This is a genomic window from Krasilnikovia cinnamomea, from assembly GCF_004217545.1.
Lineage (GTDB): Bacteria > Actinomycetota > Actinomycetes > Mycobacteriales > Micromonosporaceae > Actinoplanes > Actinoplanes cinnamomeus.
On the sequence record NZ_SHKY01000001.1, the window covers coordinates 5,921,272 to 5,944,958 of the forward strand.

The following is a 23,687-nucleotide window of genomic DNA, read 5'->3' on the forward strand; positions in this document are numbered from 1 at the left end:
TTCGCCGCCGAGGCGGGCGGTGATGCCGCGCGGGTCCAGCACCCGCGCGGCATCACCGTGTAGCTCAGCCTTCCCGGCACGCCGCCCGCAGCGCCGAAACCCCCAGGTGCGCACCCTCGCGTCCGGAACCCCAGTCGATCCCCCGGGTGACCATCCGCACCGCGATCTGCCCCGACGCGATCCGGTAGCTGCCGGCGGAAGCCCAGCGGCCCTGATGGGCGGTCTGGTCGATGTCGAAGCTGGCCATCGGGGAGCCGCTGATCCCAGCCGAGGGGAACACGAGGTAATGGGCGGGCTTGCCGGCGCTGTCCAGCGGCTTGCCGGTGCCCGGTACGAAGACCGACAGGGTGCACGTGCCGCGAACGACCGGACCGGTGTGGAACCACCACACCACCGTGTTGTCGTTGTCGTCCTTGGTGGCGCTGCCGGACATGGGCACTGAGATGCTCTTGCCCTGGCAGCCGTCGCCGGCCCAGCCGCCACCACGGGTACGCCAGTCGGAGGACCAGCCGGTGCGATAGTAGCCCCGGCCCGAGGTGGTGGCGCAGCTCTCGCCCGTCACGCCGGTGTACGTGGCGACCGCGGCGCCGGAGTCGTGCGGGGACGGCGTCGCCACGACCTTGGTCGGCTTGGTGACCGGCGGAGCGGACGGCGCCCTGACCGGTGGCGTCGCTCCGGAGGGTGAGGTGGGTCCGGCGGGTCCCGGTCGTTCGGCGGGTCCCGGTCGTTCGGTGGGTGCCGGTCGCCCGCTGGGTGCCGGTCGGCCCATGGGTGCCGTCGGCACGCCGGGTGGCGTCGGCCCGGCCTGGAACTGCGGCCCCGCCGGTGTCCCCGCCGGTGTCCCCGGCGGGCGGGTGGTCGCCGGCCCCGCCGGCACCTCGGCCGGGGACGGCAGACCGGCGCTGCCGGAATGCGCCGGAGCCGCGGCGGGCAACTCCACCGTGCCCGGCGCCGCGTCGGCTCGCCGGGAGCTGTCGCCGGAAATCACCACGACGGTGGCGGCGGTGAGCAGGACCAGAACGGCGGCGGCCACGGCGACCAGCGCACTGGGCGGCATCCGGCTGCGCGCGGCGCCCGCACCGGACGCCATCGGCAGCAGGTGCGGCCGGTGCGGCTGCGGCAGCTCGTCCGTCCGCTCGTCACGGTCGGCGTGGTGCTGGGTCATTCGTCATCCCCGGTCCGTGTCGGTGAACCCCAACCAGATGGCCATCGCCTCCGCCCGGTTGCGCGCACCGAGCTTGGTGTAGATGTGGTTGATGTGGTTCTTGACCGTCTTCTCGCTGATGAACAGCGTCCTGGCGATCTCGCCGTTGGTGCGCCCGCGCATGACGTGCGCCATCAGTTCCGCCTCCCGCCGCGACAGCGGGTGGTCGGCGGGCGGTCGGGGCGCGCGCGCCGGAACCTCGGGTGGGACGGCGGTGCCCGACACCGCGGCGGTGACCCCCGGCAGCGAGGAGCGGAAACTCTCCACCACGGCGCTGACCGCACCGGGCGACAGGTACGGGCGCCGCTCGGCGGTGCTCACCACGGCGCTGATCAGGTCGGCCGTGGTGAACTGACCATGCACCAGATAGCTGGTCGCGCCGTCGCGGAACGCCTGTTCCACCAGCCGTGGCTCGTCGCTGCCGGACAGCACCAGGACCCCGGCCTTGCGGTTGAGCCGCGGCAGGATGCAACCGTCCGGCCCGCCCGTTCCCGCCCCGACGACGACCACGTCGGGGCAGAGCCGTTCGGCCCGCTGCACGGCCCCACTGCCGTCATCGACGTCCCCGACGACCAGGATCTGCTCGCTGGCGTCCAGCATCGCGCGCAGCCCGAGTCGCATCACCAGGTTCGCGTCGGCGATCAGGGTGCGTACCCGGAGCGTGGGCCCGGTGGCCGGACCGGTGCGTACCGGTCCCGTCGCCTGTATGGTCATCGCCGCCGCACCCCAATGTCCTCTCACCGTCGTCACCGGGTTCCCACCGCGCCGGCCCCTGACGTCGCGAGCTTCTCCGCGGCGATGGCGGCGACGAGGGACTCCAGCACGGCCTCGTCGGTGGTCTCGGCCGTCGCTGTCGGGGCCGTGCCGTGGGCGAGCTCGCGAAGGAACACCAACGGCTGCCCCGACTCCGGCGCGGCCCGGTTACCGATCACCTGGAACGCCGTGTCGGGGACGAACAGGACCTCGTCGCGCGCAGACAGGGAGCCGGTACGGCGGCCCGTACCGGACTGGATAACCAACGTCGGCGTGGCCACCGGCTCGAACGCCTGGGCGATGACGGTGCGGAAGACCGCGGATGAGGCGTACACGTCACCGGTACGCCAGCCGGCCGCGGAGTCGGGCCCTCTCGCGGCCACCGCACCGAAGTAGGTCGGCAGCCGCCACACGCCACTGACGAGGCAGGCGCCGGCCGGCGTGGTCACCGTGACGCCCGGCTCGTCGTCGCCGGCCACGAAGGCGGCGACCGTCGCGAGGTCGACGATGACCGCCTCCACCGGCTCACCCCACGCCGGGCGCAGGCCCGGATTGCGGGTGAGCAACTCGGCGACCCCGCGCGCGTGGGCGTCGTAGTGGACGCCGAGGAACTCGCGGGCCTGCTGCTGTTCCTCGCCGGTGCTGCGGCGCACCGTCGCGGCCGCGACGGTGCCGGCGTCCAGGAGTCGCAGTGCGGGGCGCGGACGATCCGGGTTCCGCCCGGCCACCCGCGCCGGCACCGGGACGGCGACCACACCGTCACCCGGCCGAACGGTCCGTGCGGCCCCCGTCGCCGGTCGCCCCGCCGCTGGCCTCGGGTCGTCCGCGGAGAACACCGAGACCGGGAGAAGACGCGGTTCGGTCGCCAGGGGAGTGCCCTGTTCGGTGGCCGGGGCCGGGGACGGGCACGGTACGGTGACGCCGGGTTGCGCACCGGACATCGACGGCCGAGCCGGTGCCCCGGCCGTCTCGGGATTCCCCACGCTCGCGGGAGGGGCGACATCGGTCGGTTCCGTGGCCGCTGCGCGTGGCGGGGTGCCCGCGGGCTCCGTGGTGGTCGGACCAGCAGTGGCGTCCGGCGTCCGGGCCCTGGAGCCCAGCGGCACCAATCGGCCGTTGTCCACGACGGATATCTCCGGGTCGGCATGTCGCGGCGTGGAGGGAGGGAGAAGGACCGACCCGTCCTGACCGAGTGTGACCGCCAGCCGCAGCGGCCGCGCCAGCCGGTCCCGCAGCCGGGCGGTGACCTGCCCGGCCAGACGCCACGCCTCGTCGGCGTGCGCCGGCTCCGCCACCTCCACGATCAGCGTCTCGGCGTCGGGTTGTCGCGTCAGCGTTCTGACCGCGTGCCGGTCGCCGTCCACACTGCGGAGCCAGAGACCACACGGGACGGCCTCCAGCAGCCAGCGTTCACTGATCCGCTGCACGGCGGCGTCCCGCACCGGGCGGCCGGTGAGCGGGTTGATCCACTCCCGGATCAGCGGCGGGTGTCCGGCGCGCCGCGCCCACCGCTGCACGACCGGCCGCCACACCGAGATGCCCGCGTTGTCGACGGCCACGTGGAACCGGGTTCCGTCCGCCGAGGTGACCGGCAGCCCCGCCGTCGTCTCCACCGTCACCGCGAAGCCGCGGGTGAGCCGTTCGGCGAGCGCCTCGACGAGCTGGCCCTGCGGACCGTACGGGATCAGCGTCAGCCGCTCGCGCACCGCCGCCGGCAGCCCGGCCAGCGTCCGGTACACGGCGTCCTCGGCGAGGCGGCGACCGCCGGGACGGCCCACGAGCACCCCGAGCCGCCCCGCATCCGGCGTGATGGCGTACGCCGGATCCGTCAGCTCGATCGGGCGCCCACCGGCGGCATGGAGCCAGACACCGCAGGGGATGGACCGCAGTGCCGCCCCTGCCCGCCACGGCGTGGCGGCGTTGACCAGGCGCCGGGCGGTGCCCGGTGGACGCAGCTCCAGCCGCCAGGCTGGGGCGGGGTGGCGTGGCCCCTCGCGGGTCGGCTCGGCGCCGCGCCGGTACGTCCACCACCCGCCGTCACCGGCGCTCGCCGCGACGAAGACCGCCCCCGACGGCTGGAGCACCACGGGTCCGTCCGGGGCGGTGACCGCCACGCCCAGCGCGTCGGCGACGGACTGCGCGGCGCCGGCCGGGCCGGCGTTGGACAGCAGCAGCCGCAGTGGAAGGTCCGACGGCGGCAGGGAGCCGGCAAGGAGATCCAGCAGTGCCGAGGTGTCCGGGGGAGGGTCGGCGGTGACGAGGACCGTGTACCGGTCGGGTTCGTCGGGGAGCCGAGCCGCGAGGTCGACCGGCGGCGGGACCCTCTCGTCGGCGATCAGCAGGACGTGGCCGCACCAATGCGACGCTGCCGGCGACACGTTGTTACTCATGGATCGGCCTTTCCCGCGTGATGCGTCCTACTGGTCATTGCGTGGGACGCCCTCATCCAAGCCGGGCTGCCGGATACAGCTCCACGAAGAACGACCGGCAGAACTGGTGTGGCGTTCTGCCGGTCTCCCCGCATCCGACCGGCGACCTCGCGCCGACGGCGGCGTCAGCCCTACCTCATCGGCGCTGAGGCGTCAGCCCTACCTCATCGGCGCTGAGGCGTCAGGCCACCGGTTCGGATGGCGCACTGCCCGAGACGCGGCGCCAGTCGCCCCAGCGCCCCGCGGTACTGCGGTCGCGTGCCCATGCGGTGCCTTGGCTGTCCCTGATGGTGACGCTGACGGCGTCCCGGCCGCGGTTGGTGACGATCGGGCCGATCTCCGACCGGCCCCCCAGCGTGGTCCACCTGCTCAGCTCGCCGCCGACGACGGTCCAGCGGGTCCACACGGCATGGTCGGTCCCGATGACGAAGATTTCCTCCGTGCCGTTGCTGAATTTGTAGAACGCTTTGCCCTCACCGTAGTTGCCGCCGCACAAGAAGGTGCCGCCGAACACCCGGTCCGTGCAGGTGCCCATGCCGGGTCGGGCGGGCACGTCGTCCGCCGCGAGCGCGGCGGCCGGGGTGGTGAGCAGTCCCACCGCGGTCAGCACCGCGGTGACGACGGTGGTGCGGATCTTACGCATGGTGATCTCCTAGAACGGTGGTGGAGTGGCGGCTCACCAGGGTGAGCGGGTCAGGGGGCCGGGCTTCTGCGCTGTTGCGGGTCCGACCCGTCACATTCAGCGGCGATTTCCGGTTCCTGCCCGGGAGGTAGCCCTGACCTGAATTGAGTCGACCATGAGGTCGCCGGGGCTTCCACGCAGTTTCACCGGCAGAAGTAGCGACCGGACTTCTGCCGGGAACACGTACCCGGGGCGGGCCACGCAGGCGCGCCCTCCACCCCATCGGTGTCACCCGGCTCATCGACGGGCTCGGCCACGACGAGTGCTGACGGCGGCGCGCCGGTTGCGGGTGGTGGCATTGGCAATGATGCCAATCGACGCGGACGGCTGGACGCGGTAATCCTGAGATGTCGGATGCGCCGGGGTCCCGGGCGGCCGCAGGCCCCTGACGGACCACATTGCGCGTCGTCCAACGAACATTTCGTAGCCGGCAGGAGGTGCGCGGTGGTCGAGGTCGTACGCGACCAGGAGGTCGTCCCGGTGCCGACACGCCGGGGGTGGTTGCGCATCTTCCTCGTCGGACTGGCGCTGTGGGTGGCCACGGTGGTGGTCGTGTTCCTGACCGGTAACCCCAACCTGATCCCGACGCTGGTTCTGCTCGGCAGTTTCCTCGTGCCGGTGACGTTCGTCGCGTGGGCGTTCGAGCGCCGGGGGACCGGTGAGCTGACCGCGGCTCTGGTGTTCTCGACGTTCCTCACCGGCGGCGTCCTGGGTGTGCTGGGCGCATCGGTGCTCGAGGCGTACCTGCTGCACCCGTCACCGTGGTTGTTCTTCGGCGTCGGGCTGATCGAGGAAGCGGTGAAACTCGTGGCGCTGATAGTGCTGACCCGTCACCTGCGGACCCGGTCGCTGCGCGACGGGATGATTCTCGGCGCGGCCGTCGGTTTCGGCTTCGCCGCCTTCGAATCCGCCGGCTACGCCTTCACCGCCCTCTTCACTGTCGACGGACTGTCGATCATTCAGCTTGTGCAGACTGAGCTGATCCGGGGCCTGCTGGCGCCGGTGGGACACGGCCTGTGGACCGCCATCCTGGGCGGGATACTGTTCGCCACTTCGCGGCACGGCCGTTTCGCGCTTACCGGCAAGCTGATCCTGGCGTATCTCGGTGTGTCCATCCTGCATGGTCTGTGGGATTCGATGCACAGCATCGCGTTGTACCTGACCTTGCTGCTGACCGAGGGTGAGCGGCTGCGCCCGTCGCTGCAGGGCTGGCTGGTGGAGCCGAGCGCGGAGCAGGTCAACCTGTTCTCGCTCATGGAATGGGTCGGCTTGGCGGTCATTTCGATCATCGGGATCGCCTGGCTGGTCGTCCTGTGGCGCCGGTCGGCCCGGCTGGACCGTGTCGCCCCGCCGATCCCCGTCCCGTCGTCGCGGTACGGCGGCGGACGCTGAGAAAGGACCCTCTCATGCCCGTCTTCGGAGTCGCCAGGTTCGAACGCTTCTTCCGGCTCGCCGCCGAACTGGACGTCGACAAGGACGACCTCAAACGCTTCTCCGACTTCGTGGAGCACAAGCTCTACGACCTGCTCGTGGTAGCGCAGGCTACGGCGTCGGCCAATCGCCGGGATCTGATCGAGCCGTACGATCTGCCCATCACCAAAGGGGTTCAGGAGAACATCCACACGTTTCGGAAGATGGACGACGACATCGAACTGCAGCCGATCCTGGACCGGCTGGCGACGTACCCGCCGCTGGACCGCATGCCCAGCGAAGACACCGAGGCGCGGCTGCCCGAGATCGTCGGGGGACTGGGCTTGGCTTTGGCCAAGATTGTCAAGGCCGTCGACCCCGAGGTGAAGAACCCGCAGAGCCAGCACTGGGAACGCGCCATGCGGATCTTCGACGAGCTGATGTGAGCACATGATGAGGAGCGCAGTCTGATGACGGACGTGGCGGCCATACTGAACGCTCATCCCCGTACGTTGCCGGGCATCGACGAGGACGCGCTGGTGATCGCCGTCCAGGAGTGCCTCAACTGTGCGCAGAGCTGTACGTCCTGCGCGGACGCGTGCGTCGCGGACCCGTCCGCGGCCCACCTGGGCAGGTCGACCGGCGCGGCCCTCAACTGCGCCGACATGGCCACGGTGGCGATGCGGGTGCTGTCCCGGCCCACCGCCTACGACCGCGCGGTGACCGAGGCGGTCCTTCGGGCTCTCATCGAGACCTGCCGCGAGGGTTACGAGGAACACCGGAAACACGCGCTGGAGAACGAAGCCTGCGGGATCTGCGCCGAGGCCTGCCGCAAATGCGGTCAGGCGTGCCGGCACCTGCTGGGCTCACTCGGATAAGCCGGCGGCCCACGAGCTCGGATAGGCCGGCGGCCCACGAGTGATCACGACGCCGGCGCCGGGTGGACGAGACGCTGGTCCGACCTGAACGGCACATACAGCCGCCGCGGTGCCCGTGATGGACGAGCACCGCGGCGGACGTACGGATCGCGGTTCAAGGGGTAATCGTGATCAGGTTCTCCACCTCGGTGACCCCGGGCGCCGACCAGGCGACACGCTCGGCCTCGCGACGCTCCGCCCACGACCGTACGCTCCCGGTCAGGATCACCTTGCTGCCCTGGGTGGTGACGTGGATCCGTTCCGCGTCTGTCTCGGCCGTGCGGACCAGGGCCTCCTCGATCTTCATCTTGAGCTCATGGGGCGACGGGCCGCTACGCGGCCGTACGGTGATGAAGTTGCTGACCCCCTTGACGCCGGTGAGGCTCCGGACCACCCGTTCCGCTTCCTGCCGCTGATAGTCCCAGTCCACCTCGCCGCGCAGCGTGACCCAGCCGCCGGATACCGAGACCTTCACCATGTCGTCCGGTACGAGCGAGTCCATCTCGAGCGCCCGCGCGACGGATCGGGCCAGGTCGACGTCTGTCTGCTCGTCGCTGGGCGCCAGGCGTACCTCGATGTTGTTGACGACGGCCTTGACCCCGCGGATACGAAGTGCCGCGCGTTCGGCGGCCCACTTCTTGCTGAACGTGCCCACCCGGCCCGTCAGGGTCGCTACGCCGTTCTCCACAGCCACGCCGATCTCGTTCGGCGCGACCTCGGCGTCCCACTTCAGTTCGCGCAGCACCTCACGCTGGATGTCCTCATCGGTCCGGGTCGTAGCTGTGCTGACCATGCCGGTCCTCCAAGACCTCTCGTTCGTCCGCCGTGCCGGCCCGCTCGCGCCGTGGTTGGCCGGGCCCTGCCTCGACCCTCGGCCAGGACCGGATGAGTGCGGCTCACCCGCGGCAGGGTAGAAGCACGCCCGCGCCTCAGGTGAGGTCGGCGAGCGCGTCGCGGACGCGGTCCGCCGCTTGTGCCACGGCCCGCGCCGGGTCCCGCGGACCCGCGTCAGCGGCGGCCGCCGCCTCGGCCGCGCGGACCGCCCGGCCCATCTCCCTGCGCTCCTGTACCGGCACGCTCCTGCGCAGCCGCGGGAACTCGTCATGTTCTTCGCGGCGGGAGTGAGCGGTCACCATGTCGCGCAGGCCGCCGACCGTGTCGTCGAGGTGGCCGTGGGCGGCGGCGCGTACGGCGTCGGACAGCGCGTCGCTGATCCGACGTTCCTCGTCGAGAAGACGGTCGGCCAGCTGGTCGTCTGGGCGCAGTCGCCGGACGAGCGGGTGGATCATCTGCTCCTCCGCGATCTCGTGCACCGCGATCAGCCGGGCCAGATCACCGAACGCCATGTGCGCCCCGTCTCCGGTGGACCCGGCGCGGCTGAACAGCCGGCTTGTCCGAGCGTGCTGCGCGGTCAGCAGTTCCAAAACGTCTGGCCCGCTGTCCGGGGGCTTGCGGTTCCGTTTCGGCCGATCCGGCTCGTGGACCCAGACCAGCGGACGGTCGGTTCGCAGAGTCACCGGCTCGGGCAGGCCCTCGCCGATCACCTCGTGCGAGTCGCGATCGGAGTACCGGCGTAGCAGATCCGAGGCCGCATGCAGATGCGCCAGCTGCATCTGCAGATGTAGTTCCCACATCGGCCGTAGCCGCGGGTCGTCCTCTTCGGCCATGAATGCGTAGTACAGATAGCAGCTCGCCGACTCGTGCACCACCAGTGCTTCCCAGCCACCCCCGCGGGCTTCGGGCCGGTACCCGGCTGCCCGCCGATCGCCCGCGTGCACCATCCAGTCGTGCAGGAGCGACAGCGGCTGCGTCACCGGGGCGGAGTACGTCCAGCTGCGAGGCGGCGCAGTGGTCCGCGGCGGCCACAACCCGTCCACCTCGTCGGCGACCTGACTGGCCCAGGGGAGATGTGCGCGGTCGCCCGACTCGGCGGAGCGGCGCAGGCGTTCCAGGTGCTGCCACGCCCGCTGCCGGTACGCCCAGGACCGGTCCGGTTCGCGCTCGTTGCGGGCCGCCCAGCCGGCCGTGTCGAACGCGGCCCGTTCACGGTTGATCGCGTACTCGGCCGCGCCGCGGACCGGTGCCCGTACCGCCGCTATGTGCCGTCGCCGTGCGGCGGTCGCGTCGCCCAGGCGGTTCACCGACCGGCGTGCGTCGGCGTCCTGGACACGGTTCGCGAACTGCCGGTCGAAATGCTCGGCATTCGCTTCGACGGCCGCCATCACGCTGATCCGGCGAAGGGTGAACGGGTCGGTCGCGCGGGTGTCGAGCGGCTCGACGTCGAATTCGTGCCAGTGGCGGCCATGGTGGTCGACCGGGATTCCAGGGTGCTCCAGCGGATCGAACACGAGATCTCCTCCGCGTCGCGGATGTGGCCGGACCCGTGCCTCCTCCGGTGGGTCCGTCGGCGACATCGTCGCGCCAGGGTGGGGGAGATCGGGTCACCTGGAGTGGGTGGTTCCCGGCGCCTCCTGCAGCGTCTGGTCGATTCGAGCGGCGTGCCGCCCGGCGCGGACCGCGGCTGAGATCACCAGACCGGCGGCGGCTCGGCGCCGGCCGGCAACGGGTCCAAGAAACTGCTCCGGGCCAGGTCCGGGATGTCGGTCCGCCCGGTGCGGAAGTAGTCCTGGTGGTACGGGTCGATCACCGACGGGTTCCAGGGCGGGTCGCCGGCGTACATCAGGTCGTTGTGGTTGTCGCCGACGTGTCCGGCCCGGGTGTGATGGGGCGCGCCCGGCGGGACGAAGCCCATGGTGTGCAGGATCTCGTGCAGCATCTTGAACTCGTTGATCTCCGGTGCCACTCCGTCCGGGCTGAACCGATCCTCGGCGCACACCACGTCGTCGTAGGCGCCCTGCAGGTACAGCGCCGCCACCCGGCCGCGAAGTTCCGGTGGCCAGGCGCCGCCGCCGCACGAAATGGTGCTGCTGCCGTCGTACCAGACCGCGTACAGCGTGCGCGGCTCGTGAAAGCCCTGCCGCCGCGACAGGCGCTCGATCCGGTCCCGGACGTACGAACCGCGGTCGGCGATCCGGGCGTCGGTCTCGGGCAGCCGGACCGTACGCACCGGTTCGTCGGCGAAGCGCAATCGGGCACCGGTCTGCGCGGCGAACCACGCCTGCATCGCCGACAGCGAGCGGCTGATCGTGCCATCCTCGCCGAGGCGGCGGTCGGTGCCGTCGCGAGGCAGCGCGTAGACGCACCGGATCACAAACGGCCCCACCGAGTCCAGGTCGTCGCCCGGCGGTAGGGGGAGGCCGTCGGTGCAGCGGTCGAGCGGTGGCCGGTTCATTGGTTCAGCATTGCCGACCGTACCGTAATCCGCAGGGTGTCCGGTGGGCGCGACGTCGTCTGGCGAAGTGTCCGGACAGCACATGACCGGATTGCATCTCCCCCACGGTGGGTGAGCCGCGCTCATCCGTCCCGGGTCCACCGTCCTGGGGATGCGCTCGTGCCATCCGAAGGCGCGACCGCAGTCGCAGGCTCGGAGGGCACCGACATGGCCACCACATCCACCGCCCCGCCCGACGAGGACATCCGGCGGGAGGTGCTCACCGAGCTGAAGTTCGACGTGGAGATCAGGCAGAGCGAAATCGGCGTCATCGTCGACGACCGGGTGGCGACGCTCACCGGGTGGGTGAGCAGCCTCCCCAAGCGGTGGGCCGCCGAACGCGCCGCGCTGCGCGTACGCGGCGTCAAGGCCGTGGCCAATGAGATCGAAGTACGCCTGCCGGCCGGCGACAAGCAAACCGACGCCGGCATCGCCGCGTCTGCCGTGCAGGTGCTCGCCTGGGACACCCGCATCCCGACGAACGCGGTGCAGGTGTCGGTCTCCAACGGCTGGGTCACCCTGCGCGGCGAGGTCGAATGGCAGTATCAGCGGCTCGCGGCGCATCGGGTGATCCGAAACCTGACCGGCGTCAGGGGAATCACGAACCTCATCACCGTACGGCCGGACAACACCCCGGTGCCCGACTACGTGAAGGACCGGATCGTGTCCACGTTCCTCCGCAGCGCGGATTTGGACGCGCGCAAGATCACCGTCACGGCCGACGGCGGAAAGGTCACCCTGGCCGGATCCGTGCGCTCCTGGGTCGAGGCCGCGGAGGCCGAGAGGGCCGCGTGGTCGACGCCGGGCGTGACCGAGGTCGACAACCACATCGTCGTGGGGCACTGAACCCCTCGGTGGTCGGCCGATTCGATCCCGCGCTGCAGGTGCGGGCCTTGATCGACACCAACCTCAGGGTCGGCGGGCTGAGCCCCGGGGCACCTCGTCCGCGCGTGCGCGAAGGTCTGCGCAGGTTCTGCTGCACCAGGGCTCGGCCCGCTTCGGCGATGACTCGTCGTCGGATTCACCCCCGTCAGGTGAGCCGGCTCCATCTCGGGCCTTCGTAGCGTCGGCGGTGGTGCAGAAGAAGGAGGTGACCGCGATGGCGGAACTGGCATTCATCGACAAGGTGGCCGAGCGGGCCGGTGTGTCCGAGGACACCGCCCGGCTGCTCACCGAGGGCACTCTGCTCACCCTCGCGGCCCGGATCAGCGGCGGTGAGGCCGAGGATCTGGCCGAACGCGTACCGGACCAGCTCCGGCCCTACCTGATCAAGCTGACCGAGCCGGCCGTGCCGTTCTCCTACGACGAGTTCATGCGCCGGGTCGCCGAATACGCCGGGGTGGACCGGCCGACCGCCGAGCGGGGCGTGGCGGCGGTGCTCTCGGCTCTGCACGACACGGCCGGGCACAAGGAGTTCACGGACGCGATGGCCCAGCTGCCGAGGGAGTTCGGCCAGCTGGTGGCGACCGGGTGATGACGTGACTTCTCCGCTGACGACAACTGGTGGCCGGCTCGCCGTACCTGTCGACGATCGAGATCATGTTCTCGGTCCCGAGGATGCGCCGGTTACCCTCGTCGAGTACGGCGACTACCAGTGCCCGTACTGTGCACGCGCGCACACAATCGTGCAGGAACTGCTGCGCCGACGGATGAACCTGATGCGGTTCGCGTACCGTCACTTCCCGCTGATCAACGTTCACCCGTACGCGGAACCGGCCGCCGAGGCCGCCGAGGCTGCGGGGGCGAGGGGTCGGTTCTGGCCGGTCCACGACTGGCTGTTCGCCAACCAGGACCGGCTCAGTCCGGTGACGCTCGACGCGGCGGCGCGCGCATCGGACACGACGAGTGCCCCTGAGGGACGCTTGTCCGCCATTTCGGCGGGAGCACGACCGTCACCAGACATCGATACAAAGGAGTGATCTTCGTGATGCAGCCGCAGCGCGACAAACGATCCGACGCCACCTCACCGACGCCAGTCGGCTTAGCGGACGGGCAGGTCGTGGTTGCCTCCTACCCCACCTATGCCGACGCGGAACGGGCCGTGGACTACCTGTCCGACCAGGGATTTCCCGTGCAGCGCGCCGCCATCGTCGGCCGCGGGCTGTCCAGCTTCGAGCGGATCACCGGCCGGCTGACGATCTGGCGCGCCGCCGCTCAGTCGGCCGTCTACGGCGCCGTTCTGGGCGCGTTCTTCGGCTGGTTGTTCGGCCTCTTCGATTGGGTCAACCCGCTCATCTCCGGCCTGCTGCTGGCCCTGTACGGGGCAATCTTCGGCGCCGTCGCGGGCGGCCTGCTCGGCCTGCTCGGCCACGCCCTCACCGGCGGCCGGCGTGACTTCAGCTCCGTTGCCGGCATGCGCGCCGAGAGCTATGACGTCCTCGTCGACGCTGAGGTCGTGCCGCAGGCCATCCAACTGCTCGACGCCCCCACCGCCCCGGGTCGTGGCCGCGCCGCAGGCCACCTTCGATAGAACGTTTCATGCGTAGCCTGCCACCCCCGCTTCGAAGCGGGGGTGGCTGACCGCACCGTCCGTGTGGCCCCCGCCGCCGATTGGCAGCGTCATCTGACCTCAGAGGGTTTCCAGGGGGCGGGCCTCGATCGGCGACGGGAACGCAAGGTCCAGTTCGGTCAGGTCCTGGGGACTGAGCCTGATCGCAGCGGCCGCCGCGTTCTGCTGTACACGGGCGGCCGATCCCGACTTGGGGATTGCACAGACCAGTGGCTGCCGGAGCACCCACGCCAGCGCGACCTGGGCCGGGGTGATGTCGTTGCGCTCCGCCACACCACGCACCGCCGGATGCGACAACAGATCACCCTGTTCCATCGGTGAGTACGACATCACTGGCAGATTCTGCTCACGACACCACGGCAGGAGGTTGTACTCGGGACTGCGGCGCGCGAGGTTGTAGAGCACCTGGTCCGTCTGCACGTCGAGTCCGCGCGGGATCTGCCACAGGTCGATCAGATCCATCACGTCGAAGTTGCTGACCCCCCAATGACGGATCCAACCACGCTCCTTCAGCTCCACAAAGGCATCGATCGTCTGCCAGAGCGGCGTGGAACCCCGCCAATGCAGCAGGTACATGTCCAGCCGATCGGTCCTGAGCCGGCGCAGGCTCGCCGCGCAGGCATCGGTGGTGCCCCGGCGCGTCGCATGCGACGGCAGCACCTTGCTGATCAGGAACACCTCGTCACGGCGCCCAGCGATCGCGTCGCCGACAAGCCGCTCGGTCTCGCCCTCGGCGTACATCTCGGCGGTGTCGATCAGGGTCATGCCGAGGTCGAGACCAAGCCGGAGCGCGCCGATCTCGGCCTTCCGCCGCTCGGGGATCTCCGCCATGTGCCAGGTGCCCTGCCCCAGCACGGGGATCGTCTCTCCGGCCGGCAGGGCGATGCGACGGATCACGGGTCCGTACATCCTTCCTCCTTGCTCGTTGGGCAGCGGTCCCGAGGTCGTGGCCGTGCGGTGGGACGATGTCTGTCACCGTCCGCCTCGTCGGCGAGCGCGCCGGGCGGCGCAGGTGCTACGCGCACTGCTGGGCGTCTGGCCGCATGGCCACCCAGCGTTTCGGGGTCCTGGCAACGTCGTGCACGACCTCAGCTCTCCCGGACCTCGATCTGTCGTGGTTGGCTGGCGGCCGCCTTGCCCAGACGCACGGTCAGTACGCCATCGTGCAGCGACGCTTCCACCTGCTCCGGGTCGATGTCCCCGGGGAGGGCCACCACGTACTGGAACTGCCCGACCCGCCGCATCTGGCGGCGCAGTATCCCTGTGCGCTCCTTCTGCTTGATCTCACCGGTGACGCGGAGCTCGTTGTCCCGCACCTCGATGTTGACGTCGTCTTTGCGGACACCAGGCAGTTCGAGCTCCAGGACGTAAGCGTCGTCCGTTTCCTCGAGGTCGGCCGCCGGCACCCAGAACGGTGCTTGGGCGGCGACACCGAGGTTCTGCTCTCCCCGGAGGAAGCTGCTGATGATCTGGCTCATCTGCTCCTGGAGCTGCTCGAACTCGGCGATCGGGTCGCCGCGGCGGGTCGGCACGTTGGGGGAGCGGCGGTAACGGCCGGGGACGGTGATGGTCACGCTAACCAGGTCCTTTCCGGGGCTGCGACGGTTACGGATCGGGTCCGTACCGGACGAAATGCGGTGCTGCACTTCCGTCATCGTCATCGTCATCAGCACCGGGGTGAGCACGACTCACCCTTCGGCAGGTGATTTCGCGAGCGGTGATCAGCTCAGCGAGGGCGGCGGCCGACAGCGAGCGGATGGACGGCCGGAGTGGGCACGTCGGCAGTGCACCGGCACGCCTTCGGTAACCGGGCGGCGGCCGAGAACACCTCACAGCAGTCGCAGCTCGCGGGCCAGCCGGACCGCCTCTTTGCGCCGGTCGGCGCCGAGCTTGCGGTAGATGTTCTTCACGTGCGTCTTCACCGTGTTGACCGAGATGTACAGCAGGGCCGCGATCTCGACATGCGACAGCGTGCCCTGCAGATACCGCAGCACGGTCCGTTCCCGGCTGGTCAACGGTTCTACCAGAGTGCCGACAATGGCGGACCCGGCGCCCTGGTGCGATGACAGGTGTGGCCCGGACGCCTCCGCGACCAGCGGGTCGATCGTGGCCGTGAGCGCGGCGACCACCGGCGGGTACGCGGACATCGCAGGCCCCACCGACTCGATCAGGGCCTGTACCGCGTGCCCGCCTGCGGTGAAGCAGCGCCGATGCCCTTCCTCGTCGGCCACCTTCATCGCGACCCCGAGACCATGCATGACCTGATCCCGGTGCCCGGTTGCCTTCCCGGCCAGCGCGGCGACGAGACCCGCGTGGGCCCGGCAGGTCAGTGACGTTCCGGTATCGGCGCGGGTCAGGTACGGCGCGACCACGGTGATCGCCGCGGCCGGCTGGCCCTCGGCGAGCAGGACGGATCCCTCGACGACCGCAGCCTGGGCCGGTAACGGCTCCGCGTCCGGCCAGGATCTCAGGCGCTCGTGGGCGGCGGCGGGGTCGCCGCACGCGAGCCGGAGTTCGGCCTCCGCCAGGGCGAGGGCGCGCCGGGCCGGCGCCGGCAGGTCCGCGGTGCCGCATTCGTGGTCTGCGGCTCGCAGCGCGTCGTGCGCCTCGGTCAGCCAGCCGGTGGCCACCCGGATGCGGGTCTGCAGGATCGTCCCGGTGAGCTGGATCAGCCGGTCACCGCAGGAGCTGTCCAGGGCCGCGTCGGCGCAGAACCAGGCGTCGTCGAGCCGGTCCCACTGGAAGTACGCCTCGGCCAGCGCCAGCCTGCTCCAGCTCAGATCGGTCACCTGCCCGAGACCCAGCCGGGCGGCCAGCTCGAGCGCCTTCCGGGCGGTCCGGACCGCGTCGTGCAGATGACCGAGCGCCGCATACCAGGCCGCCAGATGACTGGTGGCGCTGATCTCGACGTGAGCGAGGTCGCGCCGCCGGGCAAGGTTCTGCGCCTCACCGAGACACCGGAACGCCTCGGTCGGTTGGCCGAGGTGCAGCTTCGCCGCACCCAGGGACAGCAGGGCGAGCGGCCGCAGCATGTCCGCCGCGGAGGATTCCACCGCCGGTTCGGCCAGGATCTCGGCGGCCGTCGAGCACGCGCGGTGCAGATGACCGTCGAGTCTCGCGGTGGCCAGCCGGAAGGCGGTCATGATGGACGCCGCGGGTTCGCCCTCGTCCGGGTCGGCCTCGGCCAGGTGCAGCAGATACCGGGCGGAGGCGGTGTCGCCGGCGTCGAGCCGTTCCGCCGCCATCGCCAGGACCACGTGCGCCGGGGCGTCGGGCCCGGGCAGGGAGCTGACGATGGGCCCCACGTCGAGCCGACGGCTGCCGATCGTGATGTCGGGCCAGTGGCGGTGCAGCACGTCGGCCGCCCGCTCCCATTCGCGGGCCGCGAGCAGATGCCGCAGCGCCTCGATCGGTGGTCCTTGAATGAGATACCAGTCGGCCGCCCGGCGGTGGGCCCCGCCGACCCGGTCGCGGTCGTGCCGGGTGAATTCCCGGTACAACACCCGGCTGAGCATCGGATGCAGCCGATACCAGTCGCCGGGGGCGGGGTACCGGCGGATGAACGCGCCCTGCCGCTGCAGGTCGGCCAGGACGGCGGCGCCGTCGACACGGTCGGTGAGCGTGTTGAGCAGACCGGCGGTCAGGCGCTCGGCGACCGAGGCCTCCACAAGCATGCGGCGCACCTGGGGATCGAGCCGGGCCAGCACCTCGGCGCCGAGATAGTCGGCGATGAGGTCGATCGCCCCGGCGTCCAGCGGCGCCGGGGCCGGCTCGGCATGGTGCGCCAGGGCGGTGGCGGCGAGCCGGAGACCGGTGGCCCAGCCCTCCATCTGGGCGTGCAGATCTGCTACGGCCAGGCGGGGCAGCGCCACCTCCTGGCCCGCGAACAGGTCCGCTGCTTCGTCGATGGAGAAGGCGAGTTCGTCCTCGCCGAGCGTGACGAGCTGCCGGTCCATCCGCCACCGGTGCAGGGGGAGCGCTGGAGTCCCGCGACAGGCCAGCACCAGCCGCACCGGCCCGCTGCTAATCCGCACCACCTGTGCCAGATCTGCCAGGGCGTCCGGGCTGGCGACGTCGTTGCAGTCGTCGACCACGATCGCCAGCGGCGACGACGTGTCCCCGAGCATTCCGGCAAGCCGGGCTGGGCCGTCCGCCGGATCGGCGGTGGCGGCCGCCTCGGCCAGGATCGGTGTACTGGTGGCGACCGCGGTCGTCAGCCGGTGCCAGAACCCGGCCCTGCTGCCACCGGCCACCCAGGCGACAGGGCTCTGCTGGCGGTGTGTCCACGACGCCAGCAGGGTCGTCTTTCCCCAGCCCGCTGGCGCGGACACGACGGTGAGGCGGGCGTGCCGGGCCTCGAGACGGGACAGCAGCTGCGGCCGCGCGACATGGAACAGCTGCCGGCCGAGTGCGGGCACGCCGGCCGGCTCCGGATCGGGCGCTGGGGACGTCGGCAGCGGGACTGAGCGCCCCTCGGCGGTCGGTGCGTCTTCGATGGTCGTCATCCGAGCGGCCCTCACCCACGTCGCGGGACTACATCCTGTCTCGATCCGACCAGCGCCGCCGGAGATTGTCGATTGGCAGGACTACCGATCCGTGGTGCGGGCCCGGTGCCGCGCGAACGGTGCGCGGGCGTACGTGCTGGTGCAAGGCCCGTCTGGCCCGCTAGCAGGCGTTGAAGGGCAGCGACGGGGACGTCAGGACGTGACCACGGTGACCGGTAGGTCAGATGCCCCGTCGATCGAGACTCCGGCATCGCCGAGCCGGCGTCGCGCTCGGCCCGCATCCCAGGTCGCCGACAGGGCGTCGAACAGCTGAACCGCCTCGCGGCCGGTCGCCTGGGCCTGCGCGGACCGGGCCCGCCCGGCCAGTAGCACGGCGGCGTCCTCCAGGGCGGCGGCCAGCTCGGGTACCCGGCCCACCGCCCGGTACCGCGCCGCCGCCGCTAGCGCCGGATCTGGGTCGTCGCTCATCAGGGCGCGGCACCGGGCTGCTGCCGCGAAAGCCCGCGCCGGCACGACCTCCTTCGCGGCCTCGGCCGCGCAGATCGTCGCCGCCTGCTCGGCGACGTCGCGGCGGCCCACCGCGAGGGCCAGCCGGGCCGCGTCCGGCAGCCACTGGTGGCGCAACATCAGCGGGGCGTACGCGGGCGACAGCAGCGGGGCCAGCATGGACAGCGCCTCCTCAGGCCGGTTCTCCTGCTGGGCGAGCAGGGACCGGGCGACGATCAGGAAGTCGCAGCTCTCCCGCTCGGAGAATGACGCGGGCCGTGAATCGGCCTCCTCGAGGTGCGCGGCGGTCAACTCCGGGGCGCCGCGGTGTGCGGCGATGAGCGCGGCCAGGCCATGCAGCAGCATCGTCGTGGCGCCGGGTTCGCGGATGCCGTGGAAGGTGGTGCCTGGCGGGTCGGCGGTCATGGTGCTGATCTCGGCCATCGCCTCGTCCCAGCGACCCAGCCAGTAGTAGTGGACGGCGGCCGCCAGCGGCACCCCGGAGGCGATGCCATGCCGCTGGGCGAACCGGGCGGCCTCGTGCAACGTCTGCTGCGCTTCGTCCAGGCGGTCGAGGTTCTGCAGCGTGAAGACGCGGTTGTCCAGCAGGTCGAGATGGGTACCGGCCAGGCTGGGCTCGCGCACGATGGTCAGCGCCCGATCGACGTGCTCCAGCGCCCGTTGGTGGTCTCTGCGGACCGAGGCGGTGTGCCACAGACTCTGCAGGGCCCATGCCGCGTCGTACTGTTGCCCGGCCGCGACCGCCTCGGCGAGCAGTTGCTGCCCGCGGCGCTCCACCCGGTCGAGGTCGTCGAGGTTGCCGCGCCGGACGCTGGCCAGCAGCGCCCGGTGCCGGTTGCGCCAATGATCGGGTACGGCGGGGTCGTGCACCGCGTCGCGCAGCAGCACGATGGCGCCGGCGCTGTCCCCGCCCTGGAACAACTCGATGGCCAGCAGGTAGCGCATCTCCTCGCGGTCGGCGGGATCGGTGGCCACCGCCAGTGCCTGCCGGGCCTGTGCCACCGGATGCCGCTCCAGCCGGTACTCCGCCCGGACCAGCGCCGCGAGCAGCGTCGCGCGCTGGGCCCCGTCCGGTAGGTCCGTGTCCAGCGCCCCCTGGATCAGCTGGCTGGCCAGCTCCGGAGCCCGCCGGACCAGCTCGGTGTGATGGTCGGCCAACCAGGACACCACCCACGCGTCGACGACGGGTGCCTCGGCGGTCAGCTGCTCGGCGACGCGGGTGGCACAGCTCCCGCCGCGCGCCAGCGCCTGCGCCGCGTGCCGGTGCATGATCGCCCGGGCGAGTGCGGGGACCCGCTCGCGCAGGGCTTGCCGCAGGTACGGGTGCCGGAACGCCAGGTTCCGTCCGGCGTCCACGACGACGTTCGCGGCCACCGCCTCGTCCAGGCAGCTCATCAGCGCGGATAGGGGACGTCCGGTCACCGCGGCCACGTCGGCGACCGCGAACTCCATGCCGAGCAGCGCGGCGAGCTGCAGCACCCCCTGGGTGTCGGGTCCGAGGAAGTCCACGGTCCCGTGTACGGCCGCGAGCAGGGACTGCGGCGCCTCGGCGGCCGTACCGGCATCGACGTCGGCGACCCCGTCGACGATGTGCACCGCGCCCTGCCGGACGAGCGCGCTGGCCAGCTCGCGGGCGAACAGCGGGTTGCCGGCCATCCGTGGCGTCAGCGCCCGCAAGGACGTCCCGGGCTCGGCGCCGACGATCCGGGCGATCAGGGTCATGATGTCCTCGGCCGGCATCGGCCGCAGGGTCAGCACGTGGCCTTGCCGGGCCTCGACACCGCGCCGCAGCCGGGACAGGTCGCGGCCGTTGGGCTCGGGGCGGCCGGCGGCGACGAGCAGCAGGGGCAGCCGCCGGGTCGCCGCGGCAAGACGCTCCCAGACGAGCATGGTGGCCTCGTCCGCCCAGTGCATGTCGTCGATCACGAGTACCAGCGGGGCGTTCGCGCAGAGGCTGCGTACGTGTGCGATCAGCTGGTCGGCGGCGGCCTCGACCCCGTCGGTGAGGTCGTCCAGACCGAGCGTCCTGGTGATCACCTGTAGCGGGACGCGCTGGCCCAGCTCGTCCGCGACGCCCTGGACGAGCCGGCAGCGATGCCGGGTGGCGTCGCCGAACGCCACCGCCAGCAGCGCCGACTTGCCGATGCCCGGCTCGCCGCTGATCCACACCGCGCCGCCGAAGCCCTCGGCCACGTCCCTGACCAACCGGCGCAACAGGTCGCGCTCGATGCCGCGGCCAACGTACGGGTGCCCGCTGGTGCCCGGCTCAGGTGCCCCGGGCACCGGGCCTGCCTCCGCGTCCGGTTGGCGCGTGCCACTGAGCAGGCTGCGGTGCACCCTGCTCAGGCGCGGGCCGGGTTCCACGCCGAGCCCGTCGACGAGGGTGCGCCGCGCGTCGCGGAAGGTCTCCAGCGCCTCGGTGTGCCGGCCTGCCCGATGCAGCGCCAGCATGAGCAGCTCGTACGCCGGTTCGTGCAGCGGGTGTTCGCGGACCAGGCCGGTCAGCTCGGCGACCAGGCCGTCGTCGCCACCGGAGTCCAGGATGGTGCGGACGCGCTGTTCCACGGCGGTAAGGCGCAGCCCGGTGAGGCGCTGCCGGTCCACCTCGATGAACGGGCCGGTCAGTCCGGCGTAGGCGTCGCCGTGCCATACTCCCAGCGCGTGGTCGAGCAGGGCCACCGCGCCCGTGGGGTTCCCGGCTGCGAGCAGATCGGTCGCCTCAGTGCACCATCGTTGGAAGCGGTCCAGGTCCGAGGCGCCGTCCGCCAGCCGCAGGGTGTACCCGGCCGGGCCGGACGTCAGGACCTCCGGCCCACCCAGGGCCGGTGGGGTGCCCGGCCGCAGGCAGCGCCGCAACCCGGAGACGTACGTGTAGATGTTGCCGGCGGCCGTTTCGGGCGCTTCGGTTCCCCAGACCGCCTTGACGAGTTCGTCGCGGCCGACCGGGCGGTTGGCCTGCGCGGCCAGCACGGCGAAGACCGTCCGCTGCCGGGCCGGTCCCAGCGCCAGCTCGCGGTCCCCGCGCCAGGCCCGCACGGGCCCGAGCAGGGTCACCCGCAGATGATCGTCGGCGGTGCCAGGCACGTGCTGCTCCTTCCGCGTACGGGTGGCCGGAGGTCCAGGATGAGCCGGGTGGGAAGCGCCGGATCCGAGGTACGCGCCTTGACCCGGTTCGCCCCGGGGTTCGCCGCGAGGCCGCGCCGCAACAGGTGCCGGCCGAGGCATGCGGTGAGCCGCTGCAGCATCGGCTGCTCGAGCGCGGGCTGGGCGGTCGCGCGGCGCAGCGCGTCGGTGGTGGCTTCGGGCATCCGTACGGACAGGGCGTCCGCATGTTCCACCAGCCACCCGGCCGCCCAGGCGTCCAGGCGAGCCGGACCGGCGAGTAGCTGTCGAAGTACCTGTTCCGGGCTGCCGCCTGCTTTCGCGATCCTCTCCGCGTACTCGTGGTGCAGCAGTCCGCGTAGCGCGGTGGGTATGTGATCGCGCAGTACTCGCGGGACTACGGGGTGCCGGAACCACGCGTGGGCCACCGAGCCGGTGAGCAGTCCGGCGAGCAGCGCCTGATCGACGGTGTGGATCACCGCGGGTGAACTGCGGCCGGTCGCCGCGCACAGCTCCGCGATGGTGCTGTGCTCACCGAGCAGGGCGAGGGCGCGAAGGATCTGCCGCATCTCGTCCGTGAGCGGTTCGAGATGCCGGTCGACGGCCGAGACCAGCGCTAACGGTGCCCCGGTGGTGACGTCGGCGGCCAGCAGGTGAGTGAGGTAGCAGGGATTGCCGCCCGCGGACGCTACCGCGGAGTCCACCAGAGCGGGGCCGTGCGCCGGCGCGAGGGCACGGGCCAGCGCGGCCGCCTCGGCGGGCTCCAGTGGCGGCAGACTGGTCATCTCGGCGCCGTGGCCCGCCACGAGGCTGCGCAGGATGTCGAGCCGCCCGCGGCGGGGCAGGGGGCGGGTGGCGGCGATGAGCAATAGCGGCAGTCGCCGGGTCAGCCGGTGCAGGCCGTCCCAGACCAGCAGGGTGACGTCGTCCGCCCACTGTAGGTCGTCCACGACCAGTATCAGCGGTGAACGGGCACACACGCTCTGCACCAGGGTCAGGGCCTGGTCCACCGTCGCGGCAGGGTCGCCAGCCAGTTCACCGGCCGGGTTGCGCAGTGCCTGCACCAGCCCGGCGACGCCGCCCGACGCCGCGTCCACATCCGGGTCGAAACACTCCAGCAGGACGTTCAGCGGCACCTGCCGGGCCAGTTCGTCGCCGACCCCCCACCGCACCCGGCAACCGGAGCGCCCGGCGTCGCGCAGCGCCTCGGTGAGCACGGCGGACTTGCCGCTGCCCGGCTCGCCGTCGATCCAGATGCTGCCTCCGCGTCCGGCCCGCACCGCGTCCACCGCGCGGCGCAGCAGGCGCAGCTGCGCCGCCCGCCCGACGAACGGTGGCCGGCCCCCGGCTCCGGCCCCCGCCGCCCACCCGGCGGAACCGGCCGCGGACCGCACCGGCTCGCGCTGCAGCGCACCGGTGTCCGGTGGGCGGGGATCGGTGTCACCGGCAGCGATCCTCTGGTACAGCTGCCGCAGCGTGTCGTTGGGTTCCGTGCCGGCCTGCTCGATCAGCAGATCCTGGACGCGACGGTAGACGTCCAGTGCCTGCGTGCGCCGGCCGGCGCGGCACAGCGCGGTCATGAGCAGGCCGTGCAGATTCTCCCGGAGCGGATGCTGTTCGGCCAGCGCACGCAGCTCGGTGATGACGTCCTCGTGGCGTCCCACCTCCAGCATTACGGCGGCCTGCCGTTCGACGGTGGCCAGCCGCAGCTCACCGAGCCGCATCCGCTGGGTCTGCGCGAACGGGCCCGGAATGCCCGCCAGCGCCTCGCCCTGCCACAGCTCGAGGGCGGACCGCAGCACGGGCAGCTCGGCGTCGAGGTCACCCGCCGTACGTAGCTCGCGGGCCCGGTCACGCAGCGCGTCGAACTGGCACACGTCGATGTTTGTAGCAGGCATTTGCAGGCGGTAACTGCCGGCGCCGGAGCTGAGTACCTGGCCGGCCGACCAGCGGTCGCGCCCGGGCTCCAATGCGGCTCGCAGCGTCGAGACGTAGGTGTAGAGGTTGCCCACGGCGCTGGGCGGCGCGTCGGCACCCCACAACGCGTTGACGAGCTGCTCGCGGGAAACGGGGTGGTTGGCGTGCATCGCCAGGACGGCGAAGAGCGCGCGGCGGTACTGCGAACCGAGATCAAGCTCCGACCCGTCGCGTAGCGCCCGCACCGGACCGAGTAGGCGGACATGCATCTCGTGCCGCTTCCCGGCGCCTTCTCTGCCGACCATAGCGGTCAATGTAACCACGATGTTGCATCCCTGGATGCGCCTGAAGGGATCGTGGAGGCGCGGTGAAGTTTCCTTGAAGCTCCCGCGCCGCCGCAGGCGATCTGCCCGGCGAGACC

At 71.6% G+C, this 23,687-nt stretch carries 19 protein-coding genes; 7 read left to right on the plus strand and 12 right to left on the minus strand.

Annotated features, from left to right (window positions below):
- Positions 1-64: 64 nt before the first annotated feature.
- The 4 genes from EV385_RS26805 to EV385_RS26820 all read right to left on the minus strand — a co-directional run bounded on the left by EV385_RS26805 (position 65) and on the right by EV385_RS26820 (position 5,029).
- Entirely contained in the window at positions 65-1,165 is a 1,101-nt protein-coding gene (locus EV385_RS26805) for a hypothetical protein (protein WP_130511955.1), read from the minus strand.
- Between the two features lie 3 nt (positions 1,166-1,168).
- Positions 1,169-1,918: a response regulator transcription factor gene (locus EV385_RS26810; protein ID WP_130511956.1), complete on the minus strand. Its 750-nt coding sequence runs from the start codon at positions 1,916-1,918 to the stop codon at positions 1,169-1,171.
- Positions 1,919-1,950: 32 nt separating this feature from the next.
- On the minus strand, positions 1,951-4,347 hold the full coding sequence (locus EV385_RS26815) for a hypothetical protein (RefSeq protein WP_130511957.1): 2,397 nt from the start codon (positions 4,345-4,347) through the stop codon (positions 1,951-1,953).
- Between the two features lie 220 nt (positions 4,348-4,567).
- Entirely contained in the window at positions 4,568-5,029 is a 462-nt protein-coding gene (locus tag EV385_RS26820) for a DUF8189 domain-containing protein (RefSeq protein WP_130511958.1), read from the minus strand.
- 264 nt (positions 5,030-5,293) lie between these two features.
- On the opposite strand from EV385_RS26820, the gene EV385_RS26825 reads away from it, so the two are divergent.
- Genes EV385_RS26825 through EV385_RS26835 form a run of 3 tightly spaced genes read left to right on the plus strand, consistent with a single transcriptional unit; the run spans position 5,294 to position 7,356 of the window.
- Complete coding sequence (locus EV385_RS26825; protein ID WP_242625091.1) at positions 5,294-6,460, plus strand: PrsW family intramembrane metalloprotease; 1,167 nt, start codon at positions 5,294-5,296, stop codon at positions 6,458-6,460.
- A gap of 14 nt (positions 6,461-6,474) precedes the next feature.
- A complete protein-coding gene (locus EV385_RS26830; protein WP_130511959.1) occupies positions 6,475-6,924 on the plus strand; it encodes a DUF1931 family protein in 450 nt (149 codons plus the stop codon).
- 24 nt (positions 6,925-6,948) lie between these two features.
- Positions 6,949-7,356, plus strand: a complete 408-nt coding sequence (locus tag EV385_RS26835; protein ID WP_130511960.1) for a four-helix bundle copper-binding protein — start codon at positions 6,949-6,951, stop codon at positions 7,354-7,356.
- 154 nt (positions 7,357-7,510) lie between these two features.
- Here EV385_RS26835 and EV385_RS26840 read toward each other — a convergent pair whose 3' ends face one another.
- The 3 genes from EV385_RS26840 to EV385_RS26850 form a co-directional block, all read right to left on the minus strand.
- Positions 7,511-8,188, minus strand: coding sequence for a BON domain-containing protein (locus EV385_RS26840; protein ID WP_130511961.1), 678 nt, complete (start codon positions 8,186-8,188; stop codon positions 7,511-7,513).
- Positions 8,189-8,324: 136 nt separating this feature from the next.
- Complete coding sequence (locus EV385_RS26845; protein WP_130511962.1) at positions 8,325-9,743, minus strand: hemerythrin domain-containing protein; 1,419 nt, start codon at positions 9,741-9,743, stop codon at positions 8,325-8,327.
- Between the two features lie 179 nt (positions 9,744-9,922).
- Positions 9,923-10,687, minus strand: a complete 765-nt coding sequence (locus EV385_RS26850; protein WP_130511963.1) for a hypothetical protein — start codon at positions 10,685-10,687, stop codon at positions 9,923-9,925.
- 207 nt (positions 10,688-10,894) lie between these two features.
- Here EV385_RS26850 and EV385_RS26855 point away from each other — a divergent pair, with 207 nt between their 5' ends.
- The 4 genes from EV385_RS26855 (at position 10,895) to EV385_RS26870 (ending at position 13,196) form a co-directional block, all read left to right on the plus strand.
- Positions 10,895-11,572 (plus strand): BON domain-containing protein, encoded by a 678-nt coding sequence (locus tag EV385_RS26855; protein ID WP_130511964.1) that lies wholly within the window; start codon positions 10,895-10,897, stop codon positions 11,570-11,572.
- A 229-nt stretch (positions 11,573-11,801) separates the two neighbouring features.
- Entirely contained in the window at positions 11,802-12,200 is a 399-nt protein-coding gene (locus EV385_RS26860) for a DUF2267 domain-containing protein (RefSeq protein WP_242625092.1), read from the plus strand.
- A 4-nt stretch (positions 12,201-12,204) separates the two neighbouring features.
- The gene (locus EV385_RS26865) at positions 12,205-12,645 is read left to right on the plus strand and encodes a DsbA family protein (protein WP_130511965.1); all 441 of its coding nucleotides are present in this window, start codon (positions 12,205-12,207) and stop codon (positions 12,643-12,645) included.
- A gap of 8 nt (positions 12,646-12,653) precedes the next feature.
- A complete protein-coding gene (locus EV385_RS26870) occupies positions 12,654-13,196 on the plus strand; it encodes a YflT domain-containing protein (RefSeq protein WP_242625093.1) in 543 nt (180 codons plus the stop codon).
- A 99-nt stretch (positions 13,197-13,295) separates the two neighbouring features.
- Here EV385_RS26870 and EV385_RS26875 read toward each other — a convergent pair whose 3' ends face one another.
- From EV385_RS26875 to EV385_RS26895, 5 genes are all read right to left on the minus strand, one after another.
- Positions 13,296-14,144: an aldo/keto reductase gene (locus tag EV385_RS26875; protein ID WP_130511966.1), complete on the minus strand. Its 849-nt coding sequence runs from the start codon at positions 14,142-14,144 to the stop codon at positions 13,296-13,298.
- Between the two features lie 179 nt (positions 14,145-14,323).
- Positions 14,324-14,920, minus strand: coding sequence for an Hsp20/alpha crystallin family protein (locus EV385_RS26880; protein WP_207229965.1), 597 nt, complete (start codon positions 14,918-14,920; stop codon positions 14,324-14,326).
- 144 nt (positions 14,921-15,064) lie between these two features.
- Positions 15,065-17,740 (minus strand): winged helix-turn-helix domain-containing protein, encoded by a 2,676-nt coding sequence (locus EV385_RS34070; RefSeq protein WP_165449618.1) that lies wholly within the window; start codon positions 17,738-17,740, stop codon positions 15,065-15,067.
- A 192-nt stretch (positions 17,741-17,932) separates the two neighbouring features.
- Positions 17,933-21,331 (minus strand): ATP-binding protein, encoded by a 3,399-nt coding sequence (locus tag EV385_RS26890; protein ID WP_207230177.1) that lies wholly within the window; start codon positions 21,329-21,331, stop codon positions 17,933-17,935.
- Positions 21,298-23,571: an ATP-binding protein gene (locus EV385_RS26895; RefSeq protein WP_165449619.1), complete on the minus strand. Its 2,274-nt coding sequence runs from the start codon at positions 23,569-23,571 to the stop codon at positions 21,298-21,300. The genes EV385_RS26890 and EV385_RS26895 overlap by 34 nt, the downstream gene beginning before the upstream one ends.
- Between the last annotated feature and the right edge of the window lie 116 nt (positions 23,572-23,687).